Origin of the sequence: Lysobacter sp. (assembly GCF_035655815.1) — a bacterium.
Lineage (GTDB): Bacteria > Pseudomonadota > Gammaproteobacteria > Xanthomonadales > Xanthomonadaceae > Lysobacter_J.
The window spans coordinates 44,210-63,354 of record NZ_DASRTS010000031.1; the positions used below are offsets into that span (position 1 = coordinate 44,210).

The 19,145-nt window shown below is 66.1% G+C and carries 10 protein-coding genes; 7 read left to right on the top strand and 3 right to left on the bottom strand.

Going from position 1 to position 19,145, the window contains the following annotated elements; genetic code table 11:
• Positions 1-56 precede the first annotated feature (56 nt).
• Genes VFE83_RS08415 through VFE83_RS08425 form a run of 3 tightly spaced genes read right to left on the bottom strand, consistent with a single transcriptional unit; the run spans position 57 to position 12,961 of the window.
• Positions 57-410, bottom strand: a complete 354-nt coding sequence (locus tag VFE83_RS08415) for a hypothetical protein (RefSeq protein ID WP_324905010.1) — start codon at positions 408-410, stop codon at positions 57-59.
• Between the two features lie 2 nt (positions 411-412).
• The gene (locus VFE83_RS08420) at positions 413-11,239 is read right to left on the bottom strand and encodes a hemagglutinin repeat-containing protein (protein WP_324905012.1); all 10,827 of its coding nucleotides are present in this window, start codon (positions 11,237-11,239) and stop codon (positions 413-415) included.
• A gap of 57 nt (positions 11,240-11,296) precedes the next feature.
• Complete coding sequence (locus VFE83_RS08425) at positions 11,297-12,961, bottom strand: ShlB/FhaC/HecB family hemolysin secretion/activation protein (protein ID WP_324905206.1); 1,665 nt, start codon at positions 12,959-12,961, stop codon at positions 11,297-11,299.
• 314 nt (positions 12,962-13,275) lie between these two features.
• Here VFE83_RS08425 and metF point away from each other — a divergent pair, with 314 nt between their 5' ends.
• The 7 genes from metF (at position 13,276) to VFE83_RS08460 (ending at position 19,110) form a co-directional block, all read left to right on the top strand.
• Positions 13,276-14,106 carry a methylenetetrahydrofolate reductase [NAD(P)H] gene (gene metF / locus VFE83_RS08430; protein ID WP_324905013.1) on the top strand — a complete coding sequence of 277 codons (831 nt, stop codon included), beginning with the start codon at positions 13,276-13,278 and terminating at the stop codon, positions 14,104-14,106.
• Positions 14,107-14,180: 74 nt separating this feature from the next.
• Entirely contained in the window at positions 14,181-14,747 is a 567-nt protein-coding gene (locus VFE83_RS08435) for a hypothetical protein (protein WP_324905015.1), read from the top strand.
• Positions 14,748-14,870: 123 nt separating this feature from the next.
• Positions 14,871-15,461 (top strand): hypothetical protein, encoded by a 591-nt coding sequence (locus VFE83_RS08440; protein ID WP_324905017.1) that lies wholly within the window; start codon positions 14,871-14,873, stop codon positions 15,459-15,461.
• An 83-nt stretch (positions 15,462-15,544) separates the two neighbouring features.
• The gene (locus tag VFE83_RS08445) at positions 15,545-16,456 is read left to right on the top strand and encodes a branched-chain amino acid transaminase (RefSeq protein WP_324905019.1); all 912 of its coding nucleotides are present in this window, start codon (positions 15,545-15,547) and stop codon (positions 16,454-16,456) included.
• Between the two features lie 183 nt (positions 16,457-16,639).
• Positions 16,640-16,843, top strand: a complete 204-nt coding sequence (locus tag VFE83_RS08450; RefSeq protein ID WP_324905021.1) for a DUF2892 domain-containing protein — start codon at positions 16,640-16,642, stop codon at positions 16,841-16,843.
• A 72-nt stretch (positions 16,844-16,915) separates the two neighbouring features.
• Complete coding sequence (locus tag VFE83_RS08455; RefSeq protein WP_324905023.1) at positions 16,916-18,379, top strand: hypothetical protein; 1,464 nt, start codon at positions 16,916-16,918, stop codon at positions 18,377-18,379.
• Complete coding sequence (locus VFE83_RS08460) at positions 18,376-19,110, top strand: hypothetical protein (protein WP_324905025.1); 735 nt, start codon at positions 18,376-18,378, stop codon at positions 19,108-19,110. The genes VFE83_RS08455 and VFE83_RS08460 overlap by 4 nt, the downstream gene beginning before the upstream one ends.
• Positions 19,111-19,145: the final 35 nt, after the last annotated feature.

Below are 19,145 nucleotides of genomic sequence, written 5' to 3' on the forward strand. Positions count from 1 at the left end.
TCCCAGCTAGATCGCTTGTCCAAGGCCGTTCACTCAAAACCTCGGTTCGCCCAGCTCTAGATGAAGATTTCCCGCCTCCCATCAAATATGCAGTACGCCTCAAATCCTTCGTTCTGTGAATTTATCGTCAAGCGCCAATCTTCCAGCTCCAGAGATAGCGCCGAAGATTCGTCTGCATATGCAGAGCTAACTGGCATTCCGACCAAAGCCATGAGCATCGACTTCATGATCGGAAAGCCATGAACCTCTTCTAGCGACACGCCGCCCTTTTCCAGTAGATATCCGCTTTCGATCTGTATCCAGATGCCGCCAGTAAAGTACAGATTGACTTGGAAATGTGCGTAAGCGACGGACTCAAGGGTCAACCCTTTTAAGGTCATAACGTCGAAATCGTCCGGCAACTTGTACATGTTTATTTCTTCCATCCAGGCGGCAGCGGCACATGCGTATCTTTGTGCGGACCTGGCTTCATAGTAGATGGATTTATTCGCTGCCAGCCACCTTGCGGCATCGGCTTCTGCAGTATCCAGTAGCCGTCAGGATACTGCGAAGTCGGAGGCATTACTCGCACGGCCCAACCGTCTGGGACGCCCGCCGGGGGTGGCTGTGGCGGATTTGTCGGCGGCGTGAATTTCTGTGCTGGCTTTGGTGCGGATTTGTGGGGAGCATAGGTCGAAGGGACTGACGTACCCGCCTCGCCGTCCGCAACCGCACTGACGATCGGCGGGGATGGATTTGGTACGCCGGCTTCGACCCACTTCCCATTTGCCCACTGGAACGCCTTTCCGCCGATCACAGTGGTCGTAACGCCAAGGGCGGAGGTGGACATTTGCTCTCCGTACCATTCACCCGGCGGGAGGAGATTGCCCTGCTGACCTGCGTTGGCGATCGGCCGCATGCTCTCCTGAATGGATTGCCCGGTGCCTACCGGGTCGCCGAGAAGGCCTTTCAAGCCGTTCCAAGCGTCGCCGAATGTGTCTAATGGATGCGCGAGTACATTGAGGGCGTTACCAAGCGTTGTGCCTGGCCCTGAGGCAAGGCCCAGAATGTAATCGCCCATCGCACCGAAGCCCAAGCTCGGAGGATTGGTCAGCTGTGGATTGGGGCTGAAGATCGTGCTGTCCTGCCGCTGGTATCCAGCGGAGTAGCCGAAGAGCGGCACATTGTTTCCCCACTGATCCTTGCCTACCGTCGGATTGCCCAGACTCGCCGAATATCCCTTGAGATAAGTGCTGGCAGCTTCATCCCATCCGCCCCTTGCGGCTTCTGTTGCATCCACGATCCGCAGCAACTGGGCTTCGAGGACCTCTTGTGCTTGTTCAACCGTGAGGTTGTGCAGCTTCGCGTACTTCTCCGCGAGCTCATCCTGGATCAGCTTCTTCTCATCCGGATGCAGCTGGCGGTTGTAAACCTCCCCCGCCAACGCCGTGGTGGCGCCACTGCCCCCGCCTACCGCAGCGCCAACGGCGATGCTCGCCAACTGCATCAACATCTTCCCTTCCGGCGAATCGGGATCGATATTGGCTTCGTTCCGTAGATAGTCCTGCAGGTTGTCGGTGATCAGCTGGTTCACCGCAGCCCCTGCCATGCCTTCCAGAACATTGCCTCCCGAGAGAGCCGCGATGCCAGCACCCACGGCGCCGTGGAGGATCACCTTCTCCTTGCTCCCCTCCTCCCAGCCCATCTGCTTGGCAAGATCACCAGCCGCCGTCATGCCGACCTGCCCGGCCACCTGCGCGATCTCCATCTGCTCGGCGACCTTCTGCTCGTCGAAGATGCTTTTCAAGCCATCCTGCTGCAATTCACTCACGCCGCGCACAATGTCCGTCCCGCTGCCATCACCGACGATCAGCGTGCCGTCGGCGATGCCTGCCTTGGTGACGCTGCTGGCCTTGTCGCTCGACTGGCTAAAGCTGCCACTGACGCTGCCGCCGTCCGAGCCACCGCTCGCACTGACGCTGACACTGGTGGCTTTGTACTCCGCCTCGTTCTTCAGATCGGTGTAGCCCAGGCTTCCCGTGCTGAAGTAATTCTTCGACGGTTCGGCGGTGCTGGCGATCGCGCCCCCATCCAGCTGCGTGTGGCCCTGCACATCGATCTGGAATCCGCCACTGCCGGCCTGGATGCCTGACTGTTCGCGCACGCTGGTGTAGTCGCTGTCGATCTTGCTCTGCGCGTAGTTGACGGCGACAGAACCGCCGCCGATGCCGACCGCGACGTCGACTCCGGCGCTCTGGTCCTTGCGCTTGTAGTCGTCGATGTCCTGCTGGCTGCGCACCGTGAGATCGCCGCCGACCTGGCCGATGACGCGGTCACCGATGATCTGCGCGCCTTCCAGCGTGGTGTCGTTGCCGCTGACGAATCTGACGCTCTGGTTGCCCTGGATGACGGTCTCGGCGTGGCTGATGCCTGCGCCATCGCCTTTCCCGCGTGCTGCGCTCGCGCTGACGTACACGCCGATGCCGGCCTCGGTGCCCAGCGTGATGCCGATTTCTCCGCTCGAGGCCTTGCTGCGTTCGCGCTGCTCGGTGGATTCCTGCGCGCTTTGCAGGACGATATCGTTCTTGGCCGCAAGCGCGACGTTCTCGCCTTCGACCCGGCTGCCGCTCACGGTGAGATCGCCTTCGCGCGCGATGATGGCAACGTTGCCGTTGCTGCGGATGTTGCTGCCCTGCACCGTGGTTTCGTGGGTCTCGACGCTGCTCTTGCTGGAACTCGCGCCGATACCTATGCGCAGGCTCATGCCACCGGTGCCCTCGACCGTCTTCTTGCCATCCGCCCCGGTGACGATTTGCGGGTTGAGATCGTCTAATCCCTTGATCTGCTCTATGCCGTCCCTGCCGTTGCTTCCCGCCGCATCCGAGAACAACGCCTGCCCCGCCTTCGCCGCATACAACCCCTTGAGGCGATCGTCCTCCACTTCGCCCGCGCGCTTGCTGCTGTCGTAGACCGTCATCGCGACGTCGGCAACGCCGCCCTTCAGGCTGACGTTCAACCCGCCCTGCTTCGCGTATTGCCCCTGGGTGACATCGAGCGTGTTCTCGACGTGCTCGATCGTCACGTTCTCGCCGCTGATCAGCGTGCCGGTGCCCGACAACACGTCCGAGCCGCGGATCGCCACGTCCTTGCCGGCGACGATGTCCACGCGCCCTTCGCTGCTGCCGATGAGGCTGCCCGAGTGCGTGGTTTCCTTCAGCTCCAGCGTGTTGCCAGTCTTCTGGCTGCCGATGGTGAAACCGATGCCGCCGTTACCGAATGCGCCGGATTTCTTCTTGTCGGTCGTGCTGGATTCGGTGTGCGTGTTGACGGCAGTCTCGATGACGATGTCGTCGCCGGCGACGAGGCTTACGCCCTTGTCGCCCGCCACGACGGCGCCGCGCAGGGTGAGGTCACTGCCGGCCGACAGGTCTACGCGTTCGCCCGACAGCGTGGTGCCGATCGCCGTCGTATCCGTCACCTCGCTGTGCGTGCGCGTGGTGGTCTTCGACAGTGTGTTGCGCTTCTTGCTGATGCTGTCGGTGACGGTGTGGTCGGTTTCGTACGCCGATTCCAGCGTGAGGTCGCGCCCCGCGGCCAGCGCGATTCCGCCCTCCTCGCTGCGAACCGTCGCGGCTTCCAGCGTGATGTCGCGGTCGGCCACCATCGCGATGTCGCCGCCGGCGTCAAAGGTGCTGCCGGTGACGGTTTCGTTACTGAAGGTGGTCGTCGTCCACGTGCGCTTCTTGCCTTGGCGGCTGTACGTGTCGTACGTGCCGGACACCGTGTCGGTGACCGATTCGCTGACGACATCGCGGCCGGCGGTGACGGCGATGCTGCCGCCGGCGCTGACCTCGGACGCGATGAACTTCGCGTCGCGGCCCGCATCGACGACGGCGTGACCGCCGGCTTTCACCGAACTGCGGTCGATCACGACGTCGTTTCCTGCCGTGATCGATGTACTGCCGGTGCTCGTGATCGCTGCCACCGGTCCGCGCACGGCACCGGCGGCATCGGCTGCCTTTTGCACAAAGTCGCGGCCGGCTGCCACGATCGCATTGCCCCCGCTCGACAGCGTGCCCTGGTTGACCACGTCGCGCGCGGCCGAAACCTGCAGGCCGCCTTCGCCCGCGGCGATGGTGCCGCCGCGCCACGCCAGGCCGCCGTTGACCTGCTCGTTGACCACATCGCCGCCGGCATCGACGACGATCGTGCGGCCGCTCATGGAGCCGCGGTTAATCGTGTCGCCGCGGGTGGCGATGTCGAGCACGTCGCCGCCGCGGATCGCGCCGTCGTTGATCAGCGTGTCGGCGCTGAGCCAGGTGCCCATGTCCGCCGAGAACGTGCCGCTGTTGTCGATCTTGCCGCCCGCTTCGACATCGACGGAACCACCGGCGATCAGCGCGCCATTCGCGCGCAGCCGTTCGGCGGTGGCCTTCGACAGGTAGACCACCGGCACCAGCACCTTCTGGCCGTCGACGATCTGTTCGACCAGCCAGACGATGTCCTGATCGAGCGCGGCGATCTGCGTGTTGGTCAGCGGCACGCCCAGCGCGAGGCCGAGCCGTTCCGCCTGCGTCGCCGCGCCGTCCATGAGCGAGCGGTACTGTGTGAACGCGTCATCCAGCCCGTTCAACGAACGACGCCCAGTCAACGCCATGATCTGGTCGAGCACCAGGCGCTGTTCGTAGTAGCCATCGCCCACGCGCTTGCCGATGACATCCGGATCGGTGCGCAGCGCGTCGAGCAGGTAGTCCGAACTCGTCCACTCTCCCTTCGATGCGAAGCGCGGCGCGGTGGTCATCAGGAAGCGCGCGTCCGGATCGGCGCTGACGTCGAACATGCCGTTGTCGGAAGGCACCAGCCCCGGCAGCGGACGGTCGGCGGAACCGACGGTCTGCGGCGCGGCGTTGGCCGGGTTGTCCGCGCTTTCGATCTGGTCCTGCAGGGCGAGCTGCGTTCCGCGCATGGCCTGCACCTGGCGGCCGTTCGCACCGCCGATGGCGGACGTGCCCGACGCGGTGCGGCCGCTGGAACCCCCGAGCCCGACGCTTCCCGGCCCATTGATCGACCCTGCGTTCAATCCGCCCAGTCCGGCGCCGGCGCCGACCACCGCATTGGTGAGGTCGCCACCGGTCTCGATGACCAGCGCGTTGCCTGCGGTAATCGTCGCGCGACCTTCGGCGGGCGTGACGGTCTGGGTGATCGTGCCGTAGTTGTACGAGCCGTAGTCGAAGTTCGGCTCGTAATAACACTGGCCGGTCGGGCTGGTGCAGCGCTGGTACTGCATCTCGTAGTAACCCGTCACCTGGTACACCTGTTCGCCGGACAGGCTGATGTTGCTCACGCCGCCCGCGCCTTCGCCGCTGGCGCCCGACTGCGAGGCTCCATTGATCCAGAGGTTCCAACCGGCCGCGATGGAGGAATACCGGTTCAGGATCGAACCGGCTTCCAGCGTCATGTTTCCGCCGGATGCGATCTGCGCCGCCGCGGTCACGGTGTTGGTGTTCACGAACAGCCCGGTCGTCGGCGTCATGCTCTCGACATACGAGTCGATCTGGAACACGAAGCATCCGCCGGTGCAATGGTCGGCGAGCAGTTGCTGGCGGGTCTGGCCGTAGGTGACCGCATCGGTGCCGTAGTTCGACAGCGTCATCGCCGCCTGCTGCTCAGGGGACAGCGTGCCCTGCACGAACTGCAACACGCGACGCTCGTTGCGGATCGCGTTCGCGGCAATGTAGACGTCGCCTTCGGCTTGAATGCGGCCCGAAATGTTGTCCACCTGGCCGACGCGCGTGCCGTCGCCGCCGCGGCCGGTGATCGACAGATCGCCCGCGCTGAAAATCTCGCCATCGAGGTTGCGGAGCGACTGGCCGATACGCAGGTCCAGGTCCACCGCGGCGCCGATGAAGCCTTCGCCGTAATCGCGTGCGGCCCGCTGCGTGCCCAGATCGCGCCCGTTCACGAGTGTGTTGGCCTGGATGCCGACCACGTCGCCGACGATGTCGCCGGTGTTGACCACGCCGCCCGCGATCAGCGACAGCGTGTCGCCTTCCAGGCTTGCACCCGTGCGGTTGTCGATGACGCCGCCAACAGTGATGCGGTTGATCGCGGAACCGGCGGCGTTGCTGGCGTTGATGGTTCCCTGGTTGATCAGGTTGCCGGCGCTGATCGCCAGTTCGCCCGGCGTCTGCAGCGTGCCCAGATTGGTGAAAGTGCCTGCGACGCTCAGGTCCAGCAGGCGATCGCTCTCAAGGCGCAGGCTGTTGCCGTACGTGAAATCGCCGGTGAAATCGATGTCCAGCCATTGCGAGCCGTAGACGCGACCCATGCCGGTGAGGTTACCGACTTGGAGGTGCAGCGCGTTCGCCGCGATCTCGCCGCCACTGGTGTCCAGGGTCGGCATGCTCAGCCAGAGCGTGCCGGCCTGGATGCGCCCGCCACTTCCGTTGCCGATGGACGCGAGGTTCAGCCGGACGGTGTCGCCCGCACCGAACTGTCCGGCCGCATTGAGCAGGGTCCCTGCGCCATTCTGGAAGCGCGCCTCACGGTTGGCGAAGACCGTGCCGTTGCGGTTGTCGAGCGTCGTCGCGTTCACCGTCAGGTCGCGCCGGCTCACCAGCGTGCCGCCCGCACCGTTGTCGATGGTGGCGACGTTCAGCGCGGCGTCGCCGTCGCGCGTGCCCACCGTGCCGCCGCGGTTGTCGAGGGCGGACGCGGAAACGGTCAGCGCAACGGCATCGGTGGCACTGGCGAGGATCTGTCCGCGCACGTTGTCCACGCGCGCGGCATTCAGCGTCGCACGGCCGGTGGCGTCGATGACGCCACCGGTGTTGTCGAGCCGCCCGCCCGCACCGATCGACAGGTCCGCGCTGCTGCGAACGACGCCGGCCACGTTGCGCAGGTCGGCATCGGATTGCACTTGCAGACCCTTGCGGGCGAACAGCGTGCCGGCACTGTTGTCGATCGAGCCGCCGGTCACCCGTGCGCTGCCTTCTGCACCGATCAGGCCGCCGGCGGTATTCGCCAGCGACTGCGCGACGTCGAGCGTCAGCGTTCCGCTTTCGCCACGCTGCACGAGTTCGCCGTCGGTGTTGACCAGTGCATCGACGACCACATCGACATTGCCCACGCCGTCGATGCGTCCGGTGGCGTTGGTCAGCGTGCCGCCGCCGATCGACAGGGCATCGCGCGCCACGATCTGACCACGCGTGTTGTCCATCTGCTGCGCCTGCAGGACGACGCGATCGCCGAACAGACCGCGCTGTGCAGACGCGTCGATGTTCGCGGGGTCCAGCGTGTCGCGATTGAGCAGGCTGCCCGCACGCACGCCAAGGTCGCCACCGGCGACGACGGTGCCTTGCGAGTTGTCGAACGCACCGGTGATTTCAACGTCGACATCCTGTTGCGTCTGCACCAGGCCGGCGCGGTTGCTCAGCGATCCGGCCTGGAGTTCGATCGCGCCATTGGCGGCGATGGTGCCGCCGTCGTTGACCAGCTGCCCATTGGCGGTGACCTTCAACGGCGCGCCGCCGGCGGCCTGGAGCGTACCGCCGATGTTGATCAGATCGACCGCGTGGACGGCCGCGTCGCCGGCTGCCGCCAGCACGCCGCGCGTGTTGTCGAGCGTCCCGGTGACGTTCCAGACGCTTGATCCCGCACCCGCCGCGCGCAACGTGCCGTCGATGTTGTTCAAAGCGCCGGCGGCCAGATCGATGACGCCATTGGTGGCGATGACGCCGCCGCGGTTGTCGAGCGTGTCGCGCACGTCCAGCTCGAGCGCGTCGGTGCCGGCAGCGCTGAGCTGGCCGCCTGCGGTGACGAGCGAGCCGGCGTCGATGTCGATGCGGTTGGCCGTCGTGCTGCCGTCGCGCAGGTTCAGCGATTCTCCCGACAGCTGCAGCGCGCCATTGCTGGCGATGCTGCCGCCCGCGCCGTCGAGCGTCGCGGCCTGCATCGCCATGGATTGCACGGCGCGCAGCATGCCGTTCGCGTTGTCGAGACGCTCGGCACTCAAGGCTAGCGTGGTGTTCGCGGCGATCTGTCCGCCGGTGTTGTCGACGTGACGCGCTTCGACGCCGAGCGTTCCGGCGAGGATACCCCTGGGCGCCGCATCCGGATCGGCGACGCGCGTATCGCGGTTGACCAGCTCGTCGGCGGTGATCGCGAGCACCGCGTCGGTGGCGATCAGCCCGCGCGTGTTGTCGAGGCGGCCGGACACGTCCAGCCGGCTTTCATCGTCGCCGGACGCGCTTAGCGTGCCGTCCGTGTTGACCAGTTCCGCGGCGTCGAGTTGCAGCGCACCGTTGCTGAGGATTGCACCGGCGGTGTTGTCGAGCGTGCCATCCGCACGCAGCGACATAGCGCCCGCATCCAGTGCGCTGAGCGTGCCGCCTGCGGTGATGAGATCGCCGGTATCGATGGTCACCGAGCGGGCGAACGTGGTGGCGTCGCGCAGCTGCGTACGCTCGCCGGTTATGGTCAGGGTGCCGTTGCTGGCGATGCGCCCGCCCAGGCCTTCCAGCGTATCGGCGTCGATGGACAGCGCACCGGAACCCGCATGCTCGATCGCGCCGCCGGTGTTGTCGAGCAACTGCGCGGCCAGCGCGAGGTCGCCGTTCGCCATCAGCACGCCCTGCGCGCCGTTGTCGAGGCGTCCCGCGGCATCGATGGTCAACGCCTGTTGGGATTGCACGATGCCGCCGCGATTGAGCAGGTCGCCGGCGCGGAGCACGGCATCGCCCGCCATCGCAAGCGTGCCATCGGCGTTGTCGAATGTGCCGCTCACAACAATGCCCGACGTCGCGATGCCTGCCGCGCTCAGCGTGCCACCCCGATTGCCCAGCGCGCCCGCTGAGAGTTGCAGCGCGCCATTGGTGGCGATGCGGCCTGCGGTGTTGTCCAGCGAGTCGCGAACGTCGAGCGACAGCGCAGTGTTGCCGGTCGAGATCAGTTCGCCCCCGGCGGTGACCAGCGTACCAGCGTCAATAGCGACCGCCTGTGCCTGCGTGGCGCCGTCGCGCAGATCGATCGCCTCGCCCGACAGCCGCAGCGCGCCGTTGCCGGCGATGGTACCGCCCGCGCCGTCCAAGGTCTGTGCCTGCACGGTCAGTTTGCCGCTGCCTGCGTGCTGCAAGGTGCCGGCAACATTGCCGAAGGTTCCCGCCGACAGCGCCAGATCGCCATTGCCGGTGATGGTGCCGCCGCCGTTGTCGAGAACGCCGGACACGTGCAACGCGCTGGCGCTCGTACCGCTGGCGAGCAGCGTGCCGCCACGGTTGTCGAAGCCGGCGGCGTCGAGCGCGATCTGCATGGCGGCAAGCGTGGCGTCGCGATGATCCGCGTCACCCACGTTCAGCGCGGCCGCACCTGCGGTGACGATCGCACCGCCCGCGCCGAGCAGCGTGTCGGCGCCCAGGCGAAGTCCGCCGGTTCCGGCATGTTCGATGCGGCCGTCCTCGTTGACGACGACTCCGCCTTCGATATCCAGCCGCACACCATTGCTGGCGAGGGTGCCACCCGAGTTGTCGAAGGTGCCGTCTACGCGCAGCGATGCATCGCCCTGGCCGCTGTGGCTGATGAGGCCCGCGCGATTGGAGAGCTGAGCCGCGCCCAGATCGAGATCGCCCGCAACCTCGAAGCGACCGCCGTCGTTGACGATGCGATCGGCGAGCACGTCCACCGCGCCCGACACGCTCAGTTCGCCGCCCGCGTTGGTGAGTTCGCCCCGCGCGACCGTGAGTTGACGCAGGCCGAGATGCCCGCCGTCGTTGTGCAGAGCCGACGCGATGTCGACGCTCACGTTGCCGCCGGCGTTGATCCGGCCGCCGTCGTTGTCCAGCGTGCCGGCGATGTTCAGCGTGCCGTCGGCCAACGGCGTGAGATCGGGAAGACCGCCGCCACTTCCCGCATCGCCGCCTCCGCTTCCGCCGGTCGAGCCACCACCGGTGCTGCCACTGCCGCCCGAACCGCTTCCGCTGCCCCCACCGCTGCTGCCGCCGTCGCCGTCGCTGTCGGCGATGCCGATGCGACCGCCCGCACGATTGGTGATGGTGTCGGCCTTCAGCGCCAGCGCCTGCAGGCCGGTCTGCTCGATCGAACCGTCGCGATTGCGCAACGCCTGCGCGTCGACAGCGACACGGCGTGCGTTCAGCGTGCCGCCGCTGTTGTCGAGGTCGGCGTCGGTGCGCAGGGTCAACTCGCGCGCTGCGCTGAGCGTGCCGGCATTGGCGACGCCGCCGGTGGTGTCGATGCGCGCATCCGACTTCGACTGGATCGCACCGATGTTCTCCAGGCGGCCATCGACGTTGACCACCAGCTCGCCAGCCTGCGCGCCGATTTCGCCGGCGTTGCGCACGCCGACGCCGTTCTCCGTACCCACCAGCATGATCTTGTTGGCGTACATGCCGCCGAGGTGGCTCACGTCGAGCGCGAACGACGGCGCCGTGGTTGCACTCGTGTCGCGCGTGATCGCGGTCTGCTCGGCGGTGACCGTGTTGGCGCCCAGCGTCGACTGCAACTGCCTGGCCCAGATACCTGCGTTGACCTCCATCGAACGCGCGATGAGATCGGTGTAGTCGGTCTGCGTCGCGTCCAGGCCGGCGCCGTCCACGCGGATCGCACCGCCCTGCACGCGATAGCCTTCGAGCACACCACCGTTGACGATCGGCGTGCCGGTGGTCAGCGTCGCGCGGCTGGCATTGAGGAACCCACCGCCGTTGACCTGGATGCCGGCCGGATTGGCGATCACGACGTGCGCGCGGTCACCGGCTACTTCGACGTAACCGTTGAGATGGCTGGGATTGGCGCTGTTGACCTCGTTGAGGATCACCCGCGCGGTGCCTCCGGCCAGCCACGGATTGCCCTGCACGGGTCCACCCAGCTGTGTCTGTGCGCCGCTGCGGGAGTTGTTGAGGATGACGCCCTGCGCGCCGACATCGAACTGCCGGTACGTGTTACGCGACACACCCGCCGCGCTGGGCGTCGTGATGTTGACCAGCGGCGCGCCGCTGGGGGCGGTGATGACGGTCGGACGCTGGTTGCCCGGCGCGCTGGGATCGGCCACCACCTGCGCGGAAACATCCTGCACCAGCGTCACGTAGCCCAGCGCCATCCATAGCGCGAAGCTCACCGGACGCAGAGTGGCCGTTGTCGCGCCTGTCTGTGCGGGCCCGCCAGCGCCGGGTCTGCGGACGATTTCCGCGACGACCTGCAGCACGCCGAGCGCGCGGTTGAAGACGATGCGATACAGATGCTTGTTCATGCGACTGCTTCCCTACATTGCACGAATGGACACGGACGCGGCCTGCGCATCCGTCGGTCAGTACGACCAGCTCAGGCTGAAGCCAGTGGTGGTGTAATCGGTCTGGAATCCCGACGGTCGGTCGATTGCCGCGCCGACGAACACATCCCAGTACAGGCGATGCGCACCGCCGCGCAGCCCGACGACCGCGCCGGCGAGTTCCTGGCCCTGCAGCCATCGCGTGGACGGTCCGCCGGCGTGGCCGTAGTCGGCGCCCACGTACAGCTCCTGCCCCGCGCCGAGCGTCAGGCCTACATCGTTGCGCACGGTCCAGCCGCGTTCGCCGGCCAGCGTGAGTTCGCCGTCGAAACCACGCACGGTGTAGCGGCCGCCGATGGAGAAGCGGTCCTGCGGCACCAGCGGCGTGCGCTCCCACTGCGCGCGCCAACTTCCGGTGTACCGCAGGCGTTGCTCGCCGATCTGGAATGGAACTGCGATCTGCGCATCGGCGGTGATAACCTTCGAGCGCGACGTGCCTTCACCGAACGCTTCTTCCGGCGCCGGCAACGCGCCAAACGCACCGGTACCGCGGCGGTACGCGACGCTCGCATCCAGCGTCGCCTGGCCGAAGAACTGGCGATGCGTGACGCCCAGCTCCCAACCGGCCATGCGGCGGCGCTGCACTTCCACTTCGGTGTCGTCGACGTAGTTCTTCGATTCGCGCCACCAGCCACGCGCATAGGCACCGGTCTTGACGGTGGCATTGCGGAACAGCAGCCGCGACAAGCGCAACTCGGCGTTCTCGCTGGTGCCGCTGTAGGTGTAGGTCTCGAACGCGCCGGCCACGTTCTGGTGGTAGTCGTAGCTGCTGGCCGTGGCGCCGACCAGCCAGTAGCCGAACGGAACGTCGTAATGCGCGGTCCAGCTGGACGTGCCCTTGCCCGCGCCGTTGAACGCGTCGTGGCCGACGTTGACGTAGAAGAAGTCGTTCCAGCGCAGCGTATTGTCGAGCGACAGCGTCGCGCCGGCCTGCATTTTTCCGGTGCCTTCGCTGCCGGAATCGTCCAGTGTCAGGCCGATGCGGAACGGTGCGCGCTGCTTCCACACGATTACCAGATCGCTCTCGCCCGGCTGCGCATCGGCGTCGGCGGCGGGAGCGATCTGGATGTCGGCCTCCACCGTCGGCACGCGCTTGAAGTTCTCCAGCGCCTGTTCGATGTCGCGCAGGTTGAGCAGATCGCCGCGTCGCGCCGGCACCGCATTCCACGCGGCCGCCCGCGCATCGCCGTCGGCGAAGCGGACCGCGCGGATCCGCCCGGGCACGAGCGTGAGCGTGAGCACGCCGGTGTTGAGATCCTGTGGCGCGGCCAGCACTCGGGTGGTGACGAAACCGCGCGCGACGATGGCGTTCTGCACGCGCTTCATCACCACGTTGACACCCTGCGTGCCGAGGCAACGTCCGGTCGCCGGATCCTCGTCGGGATCTGCGGCCCGCAACGCCCAATGGAAGCGCTCGGCCTCCTCGCCCGTCAGTTGTATCTGGCGGATCTCGAAGCACGGCGATTCGTCGGCGGGCAGGCGGTCGGCGCGCAGCGCCTCCCCCTCCTGCATGCGCACGTCGGGACGCGTCTCCTGCTGCTCCCGCAGCGCGCGTTCACGCTCCTGCTGGCGCAGCAGTTCCTGCGTCGCCGTATCGAGCCCCTGCGCCAGCACCAGGCCGACCGGCGCGAACAGACCGCACAGCACGAACCATCCCGCTAGCGGCTTGTGCAGCCGCGTCCTTTTCCCCTGTTCCACTTCGCCTTTCCCTGTGAAGACCACGTCCGGGTTGTCGATGCCCCCTGCGGCCGGAACCGACGGCCGCCGCCCCCAATGCCGGACAATTCCTAGGATACATCGGCAGGTTTGGCGAACTCTTTAGGGGCGTGATGCAAGCGCCATCCCGCCCCCCGGCCTGATTGACCGCAGAAGCTGCACGGAGACAGCCGACACGGCCGAATTTCAATTCATCGCGATGAAGCGATAGACTACCCGCCACCCAACCCGATGGCCCCGGCATGGCGACCACCTCCGTCAGCTTCGAGTTCTACCCGCCCAAGACCGACGAGCAGCGCGCGCAGCTGGACAAGACGGCGGCGCGGCTGAAGTCGCTCAATCCCGAGTACGTGTCGTGCACATTCGGCGCAGGCGGCTCGACGTTGAGCTACACGCCGGAAACGGTCGAGCGCCTGCACAGCGAACACGGGCTGGACGCGGCGCCGCATCTGTCCTGCGTCGGCGGCACGCGCGAGGAGCTGGGCGAGTTGATCCGGCGCTACAAGACGCTGGGCTGCCGCCGCATCGTCGCGCTGCGCGGCGACCTTCCGTCCGGCATGGGCCACACCGGCGATTTCCGCTACGCGTCGGAACTGGTGGAATTCATCCGGCGCGAGCACGACGGCTACTTCCACATTGAAGTCGGCTGCTACCCGGAGTGCCATCCGCAATCCGACGACGCGCTGACCGACCTGCGCCACTTCAAGGCCAAGATCGACGCCGGTGCCGACGGCGCGATCACGCAGTACTTCTACAACGCCGATGCGTACTTCCGCTTCGTCGACGACGCGCGTCGGCTGGGCGTGAACGTACCGATCGTGCCGGGCATCATGCCCATCTCCAATTTCTCGCAACTGCGGCGTTTCTCCGATGCATGCGGCGCGGAGATCCCGCGCTGGATCGGCAAGCGCATGCAGGCGTTCGGCGATGACGTCGAGTCGATCCGCGAATTCGCCGCCGACCTGGTCGCGGACATGTGCCGCCGGCTCGTCGAAGGCGGCGCGCCCGGCCTGCACTTCTACACCCTGAACCTGACCAAGCCGACGCTGAACGTTCTTTCGCGGCTGGGCTGAAAAAGGCGTTCTCACACGCCTCATTGACGGTCCGGGGGAGACGATGACCGCTCCCGCTCCTCCCGGGCCGAAGCATGAACACGCCGCGTTTTTGGGCGGCATGGAGCCTGATGCTGGCGTTGTGCGCGGTCGCCCCCGCGCAGGCAGGCGGTGCCATCCACCGCTGCCAGACGTCGGACGGCATGTCTGTCTACACCGACGCAGCCTGCGCGTCGCTGGATGCGCGACCGGCTCCGATGTCCGCCGAACTGGTCAGTCGCCTGGCCATGGACCCAATGACGCCGTCGATGGACTCAACGTCGCTGCGCAATCGCATCGCGGCAGTACGACGCGCGCCGCAGTACGGCTGCGCGCGCAATCCGCGGCAGCTGACGATGGACCTGCTGGGATCGTTCGCGATGGGTGACATCAACCGCATCGCAGAAAGCTTCCACTGGCCCGGCCTGCGGCACCGTCAGGCGCATGAGGTCATGCGGCGACTGCAGCAACTGTCACGGCAATCGCTGGTCGACGCGAGCTTCTGGCCCGGCAGCCTGGCCGGCACGGGCAGTGGCGCGATGCAGCTCACGTTCGCGCAGCCGCAGCGCGTGCTCGAACTCGGAGTCGAACGATATGCAGGCTGCTACTTCGTGAGGTTCTGATACCGGCGTCGCGTCATGGACAGTCCGCCAGTGCAGAGTGCGACGGCGGCACTGTCCGGCGCATGACGCGATGGTTAGGCTGCGCCGATGCCGTTGTCGCCGCGAACACTTCCCCTCCTGTCGTTGATCGCGCTCCTCGCGTGGTCGTTGCCGGTCACCGCGCAGGTGCGCCATTGCGTCACGCCGGACGGGCAGCACATCTTCACCGACCGCGAATGCGCGGCCATGGGTGGCGTCGAACAGGTCCAGCCGCGACAACCCGTGGCTGCGGCTACGCAGGCCAGGCGCAGCGGCTGCGCGCGCAACATCGACGACCTGGTGTTCGAAATGACCAGCGCGTTCGACACGCACGACGCCAACCGCCTGGCAGGCGTCTATCACTGGACCGGAATGTCCGGCACATCGGCTTACGACGTGATGGCGCGTCTGGACACATTGGTGCAGCGGCCGCTGGTCGACATCGTTCCGGTGATGCCCGAGCCTGAACCGGTGACAGACCCGCAGTCCGATATCGCCGCTTCGTCCGATGCCTCGTTCGAGACTCCGGGGAACGCCTCTCTTTCGCTGCCGGAACCTGCCGAATCGGCGCCCCCAACCCGGCGGCAGCAACCGGTCGCCCTGCGGATCGAACAGACGCTGGCCAACGGTGTCACGCCGGCACGCACAGTCTTCGGCCTGCAGAAGCACTTCGGCTGCTGGTGGATCAAGGGCTAGACCCGGACCATGCCGCCTGCCGCATTTGGGACCGGATACCTGCGCGAGGCACAATAGCCGTTTCCTCCTGACGGAAGCCGGCGATGCAATACCCCGATTGGATCTGGCACAACGGCGCGATCAAGCGCTGGGCCGAAGCCACCACCCACGTGATGTCGCATGCGCTGCATTACGGCTCGTCGGTATTCGAGGGAATCCGCTGCTACCAGACCCCCAACGGGCCGGTGATCTTCCGCCTGACGGACCATAACCGCCGCCTGTTCGCGTCGGCGCGGATCTACGACATGGCGATGCCGTACTCGCTGGAGCAGATCAACGAGGCCTGCCGCGAAGTCATCCGCGCCAACGAGAACACCACCGACTACCTGCGCCCGGTGGCGTATCGCGGCCTGGGTGGCTTCGGCCTGTCGGCCGACACGCCCACCGACGTCGCCGTGGCGACCTGGAAGATGGGCCAGTACCTCGGCGCAAGCGTGCTGGAACAGGGCATCGATGCGTGCGTGTCCAGCTGGCAGCGGTTTGCGCCCAATACCATCCCGGCCGGCGCCAAGGCCGGCGGCAACTACCTCAGCGGCCAGTTGGTCGCGCGCGAGGCGCGCCGCCTGGGCTTCGGCGAAGGCATCGCACTGGCGTCCACGGGGTTGCTGTCCGAAGGCGCAGGCGAAAACCTGTTCCTGGTATTCGACGGCGCGCTGCACACCACGCCGGTCAGCGCCGCGCTGCTCAACGGCATCACCCGCAACACCATCATCACGCTGGCGCGCGAAGCCGGCATCGACGTGATCGAACGCGACCTCCCGCGCGAATACCTGTACCTGTGCGATGAACTCTTCATGTGCGGCACCGCCGCCGAGATCACGCCGATCCGCTCGGTCGATGGCCGCCAGATCGGCGCCGGCAAGGCGGGCCCGGTGACGCGCCGCATCCAGGACCTGTTCTTCGGCCTGTTCGAAGGCCGCACGCCGGACAAGCACGGCTGGCTGGAGCCGCTCTGACCTTGCAGCCGGCCTGACATTGCCGCTCGCGCTGGCGTCGCAACGTGCGTCATGCGTGCCGCTGTCCGCGCGGCACGCTTCAATGACGGTGACAAAGTCACTGAACCGCTTGGCTGGCCTGCCTATCTTGCGTCCCGAACGCCCGCATTCCGCGGGCCATCGCGCAAAGGCAGGGAAACAGGCATGTTCAATCGCAACATCGGAGCTGCGGATCGCACGATCCGCGTGCTGATCGGCATCGTCCTCATCGCACTGGTTTTCGTCGGCCCCAGGACGCCCTGGGGATGGATCGGCCTGGTCCCGCTGCTCACCGCCCTGATCAGCTGGTGTCCGCTGTATCAGCTGGTCGGCCTGCGCACCTGCCCGCGCGGTTCCTGCAAGTCCTGATCGCGCCACGCACATCCACGGCTCGCGGCATTTCATCGGTGCAGGGAGTCTGCACTTCTGTTAGGACCTGTCATGAACATCACTAACAAGGCACGGCGCGTGGCGCTGTGCCTGGCCATCGCCGGCTCATTGACGGCAACCACCGCGGACGCAAGGAAATACCTCCTGGTCTGGAGCGGCGACCAAGTGCTCGACAACGGCGTCTACGGTGAGCCCGACTTCCTCGCCGTCGTGGACGCGACGCCCGGATCCAGAACCTACGGCACGGTCGTCAACTCCGCACTCATGCCCGCGATCTTCGGCCAGCACCTGCTGGCCGAAACCGAGAACGTCGTGGACAACCTCGCCCGACGACTCGATCCCCGCAGTCCCGCCGGAATGGGCGATGCGCTGGACAGGGGGCTCAACCTACCTTCTTCGACGTTGAACGAGGCACATCACATCAATGTCCGTCTCTATACCGAGCCGAAAACTGGCCACAAATACTTGGGTGGTCTCATCAGCTCCAACATTTTCGCGTGCGACGTCACCGATCCACTGCACATTAAACCCGTGCCGGGAACAGCTCCCAGCCAAGTAAATCCGCTGACGTGGTCGGGAGCCGCGCCGGCCGACAACATCTGCGGGCTTGCAGTGGGCAGCCGAAAACTCCGGCGGACGAGTGCGGTGGACGATTTCCTACTGCTTCCCAACGGAAACATCGTCGTCACCCAGATGGGCTACAAGGGCCGCATCAACGACGCCGCCCTTAGCCCGCTTGGCCGGTACACAATCAGCAGTATGCCGGGCATCGCCCAGGATGCCGTCAGGTTCCCGCAGTCCACCCTGACACCGACGCTGCAGACGCCGGGCGGACTGCTGGAGTTCGATCCGCGCGGAAATGTCGTGGGCGAGTATCCCGCAGCGATCCCCACCGGTGCGCTTTACCCGACCGGCCTCCTGGCAGGCCAACGGATCGCTCCCCTGCGCTTCCGCGCCCGCCAGTATCTGGGCGATGGCCGTGCGCTCGACACTGGTCCCGAAGCCCATCCCCACGGCATAGGAGTGCGCGCGGACCTCAACTCCCGCTCACCGTACTGGGGCTACTACCACGCGGGCGGCATGAGCGCGTCGGACGCTTCGAAGGTCGGTGGCAAGGGCATTTTAGTGGTATCGGACTACGCCGACCCGCTCAGCCTCGCCGTGTCGCAGGACACGGACATGCACGTCGACCATGGCACCACGGTGCGCTTCTACCATCAAGCTCCGGGACGGGCCGTACGCCGTGGTGCAGATGCCCGATGGCCCCCGAGTGGAAGCGATCGAGCAGCACGAGGAACCAGAGGGGTTGATGGCGATGGCGACTACCAACCCTGCCCGGACATACCGGCATGTTCGTGGCCGCGATGGGTGGCGGCGGGCTTTACTACTCCGCTGACATCACGGCTCCGCGTCCGGAATTCCAACTTGTCTACGACTTCGGCCCGGGGTCGGGTCCGTCCTACTTCTTCGTCAGCGCCGACGACCGTCACCTGGTCATTCCCAAGGCATCGATGATCAGCCCGGGCATGCGGGATGCGAACGGCCCGCTGTACGACCGCGACCACTCTTCTGAACACGACCGCGAAGTAATCGTGCTCGACATCAGTCTGCTCACCAAGGGCAATCACAAACCGCTGTGCAATGCGCCCCCGGCACTACTACTTTCCAATACCGGCAAGCCACAGCCTGGGAGCGGAAAGCCGACCACAGTCGGACCTAGTCCTTGGGCTCCTCCGCGCTTGGACTCGCTGCTTACGGAAAGGACAGTGTCCAGGTTCTGGCCAAACAATGGCGCGCCGGACTGTCCGCTGCCGGTTTCCAAGGTGAAGCTCGACTCGCCCGAAAACCTCGCGACGATGGGCGGCCCTCATATCGTCGTACCCGACCGGACGCAGGACTACATCGCGGTTTCGCAATACTTCGTCGATCTGCGCAGGTTCGCCGTCGCCGGCGCATGGACCATGTTCGGCATCGAACCGTTCGATCCGTTCCGGGGCAAAGGCAATAGCCTGAACTTCGTAGCCGACTTCCTGCCGGGATCCGGATCGGTGGGCGACAACACCATTTGCATGACCCGTTTCAACAAGCTTACCGGTGCGATCGCGCTGGATCCCAAGTTCATCGATTTCACGACGAACGGGAGCACAGTCAAACCGGGGTGCATTTCATGGGCGCGGAAAGCCTGGCCGCACGGGGCGACGGGGAACGCCTCGCCGCATTCGGTGACCTTCATCGAGACCCCTTGAGGAATCGATCTCGGGCGCCCGGTACCAGACACCCG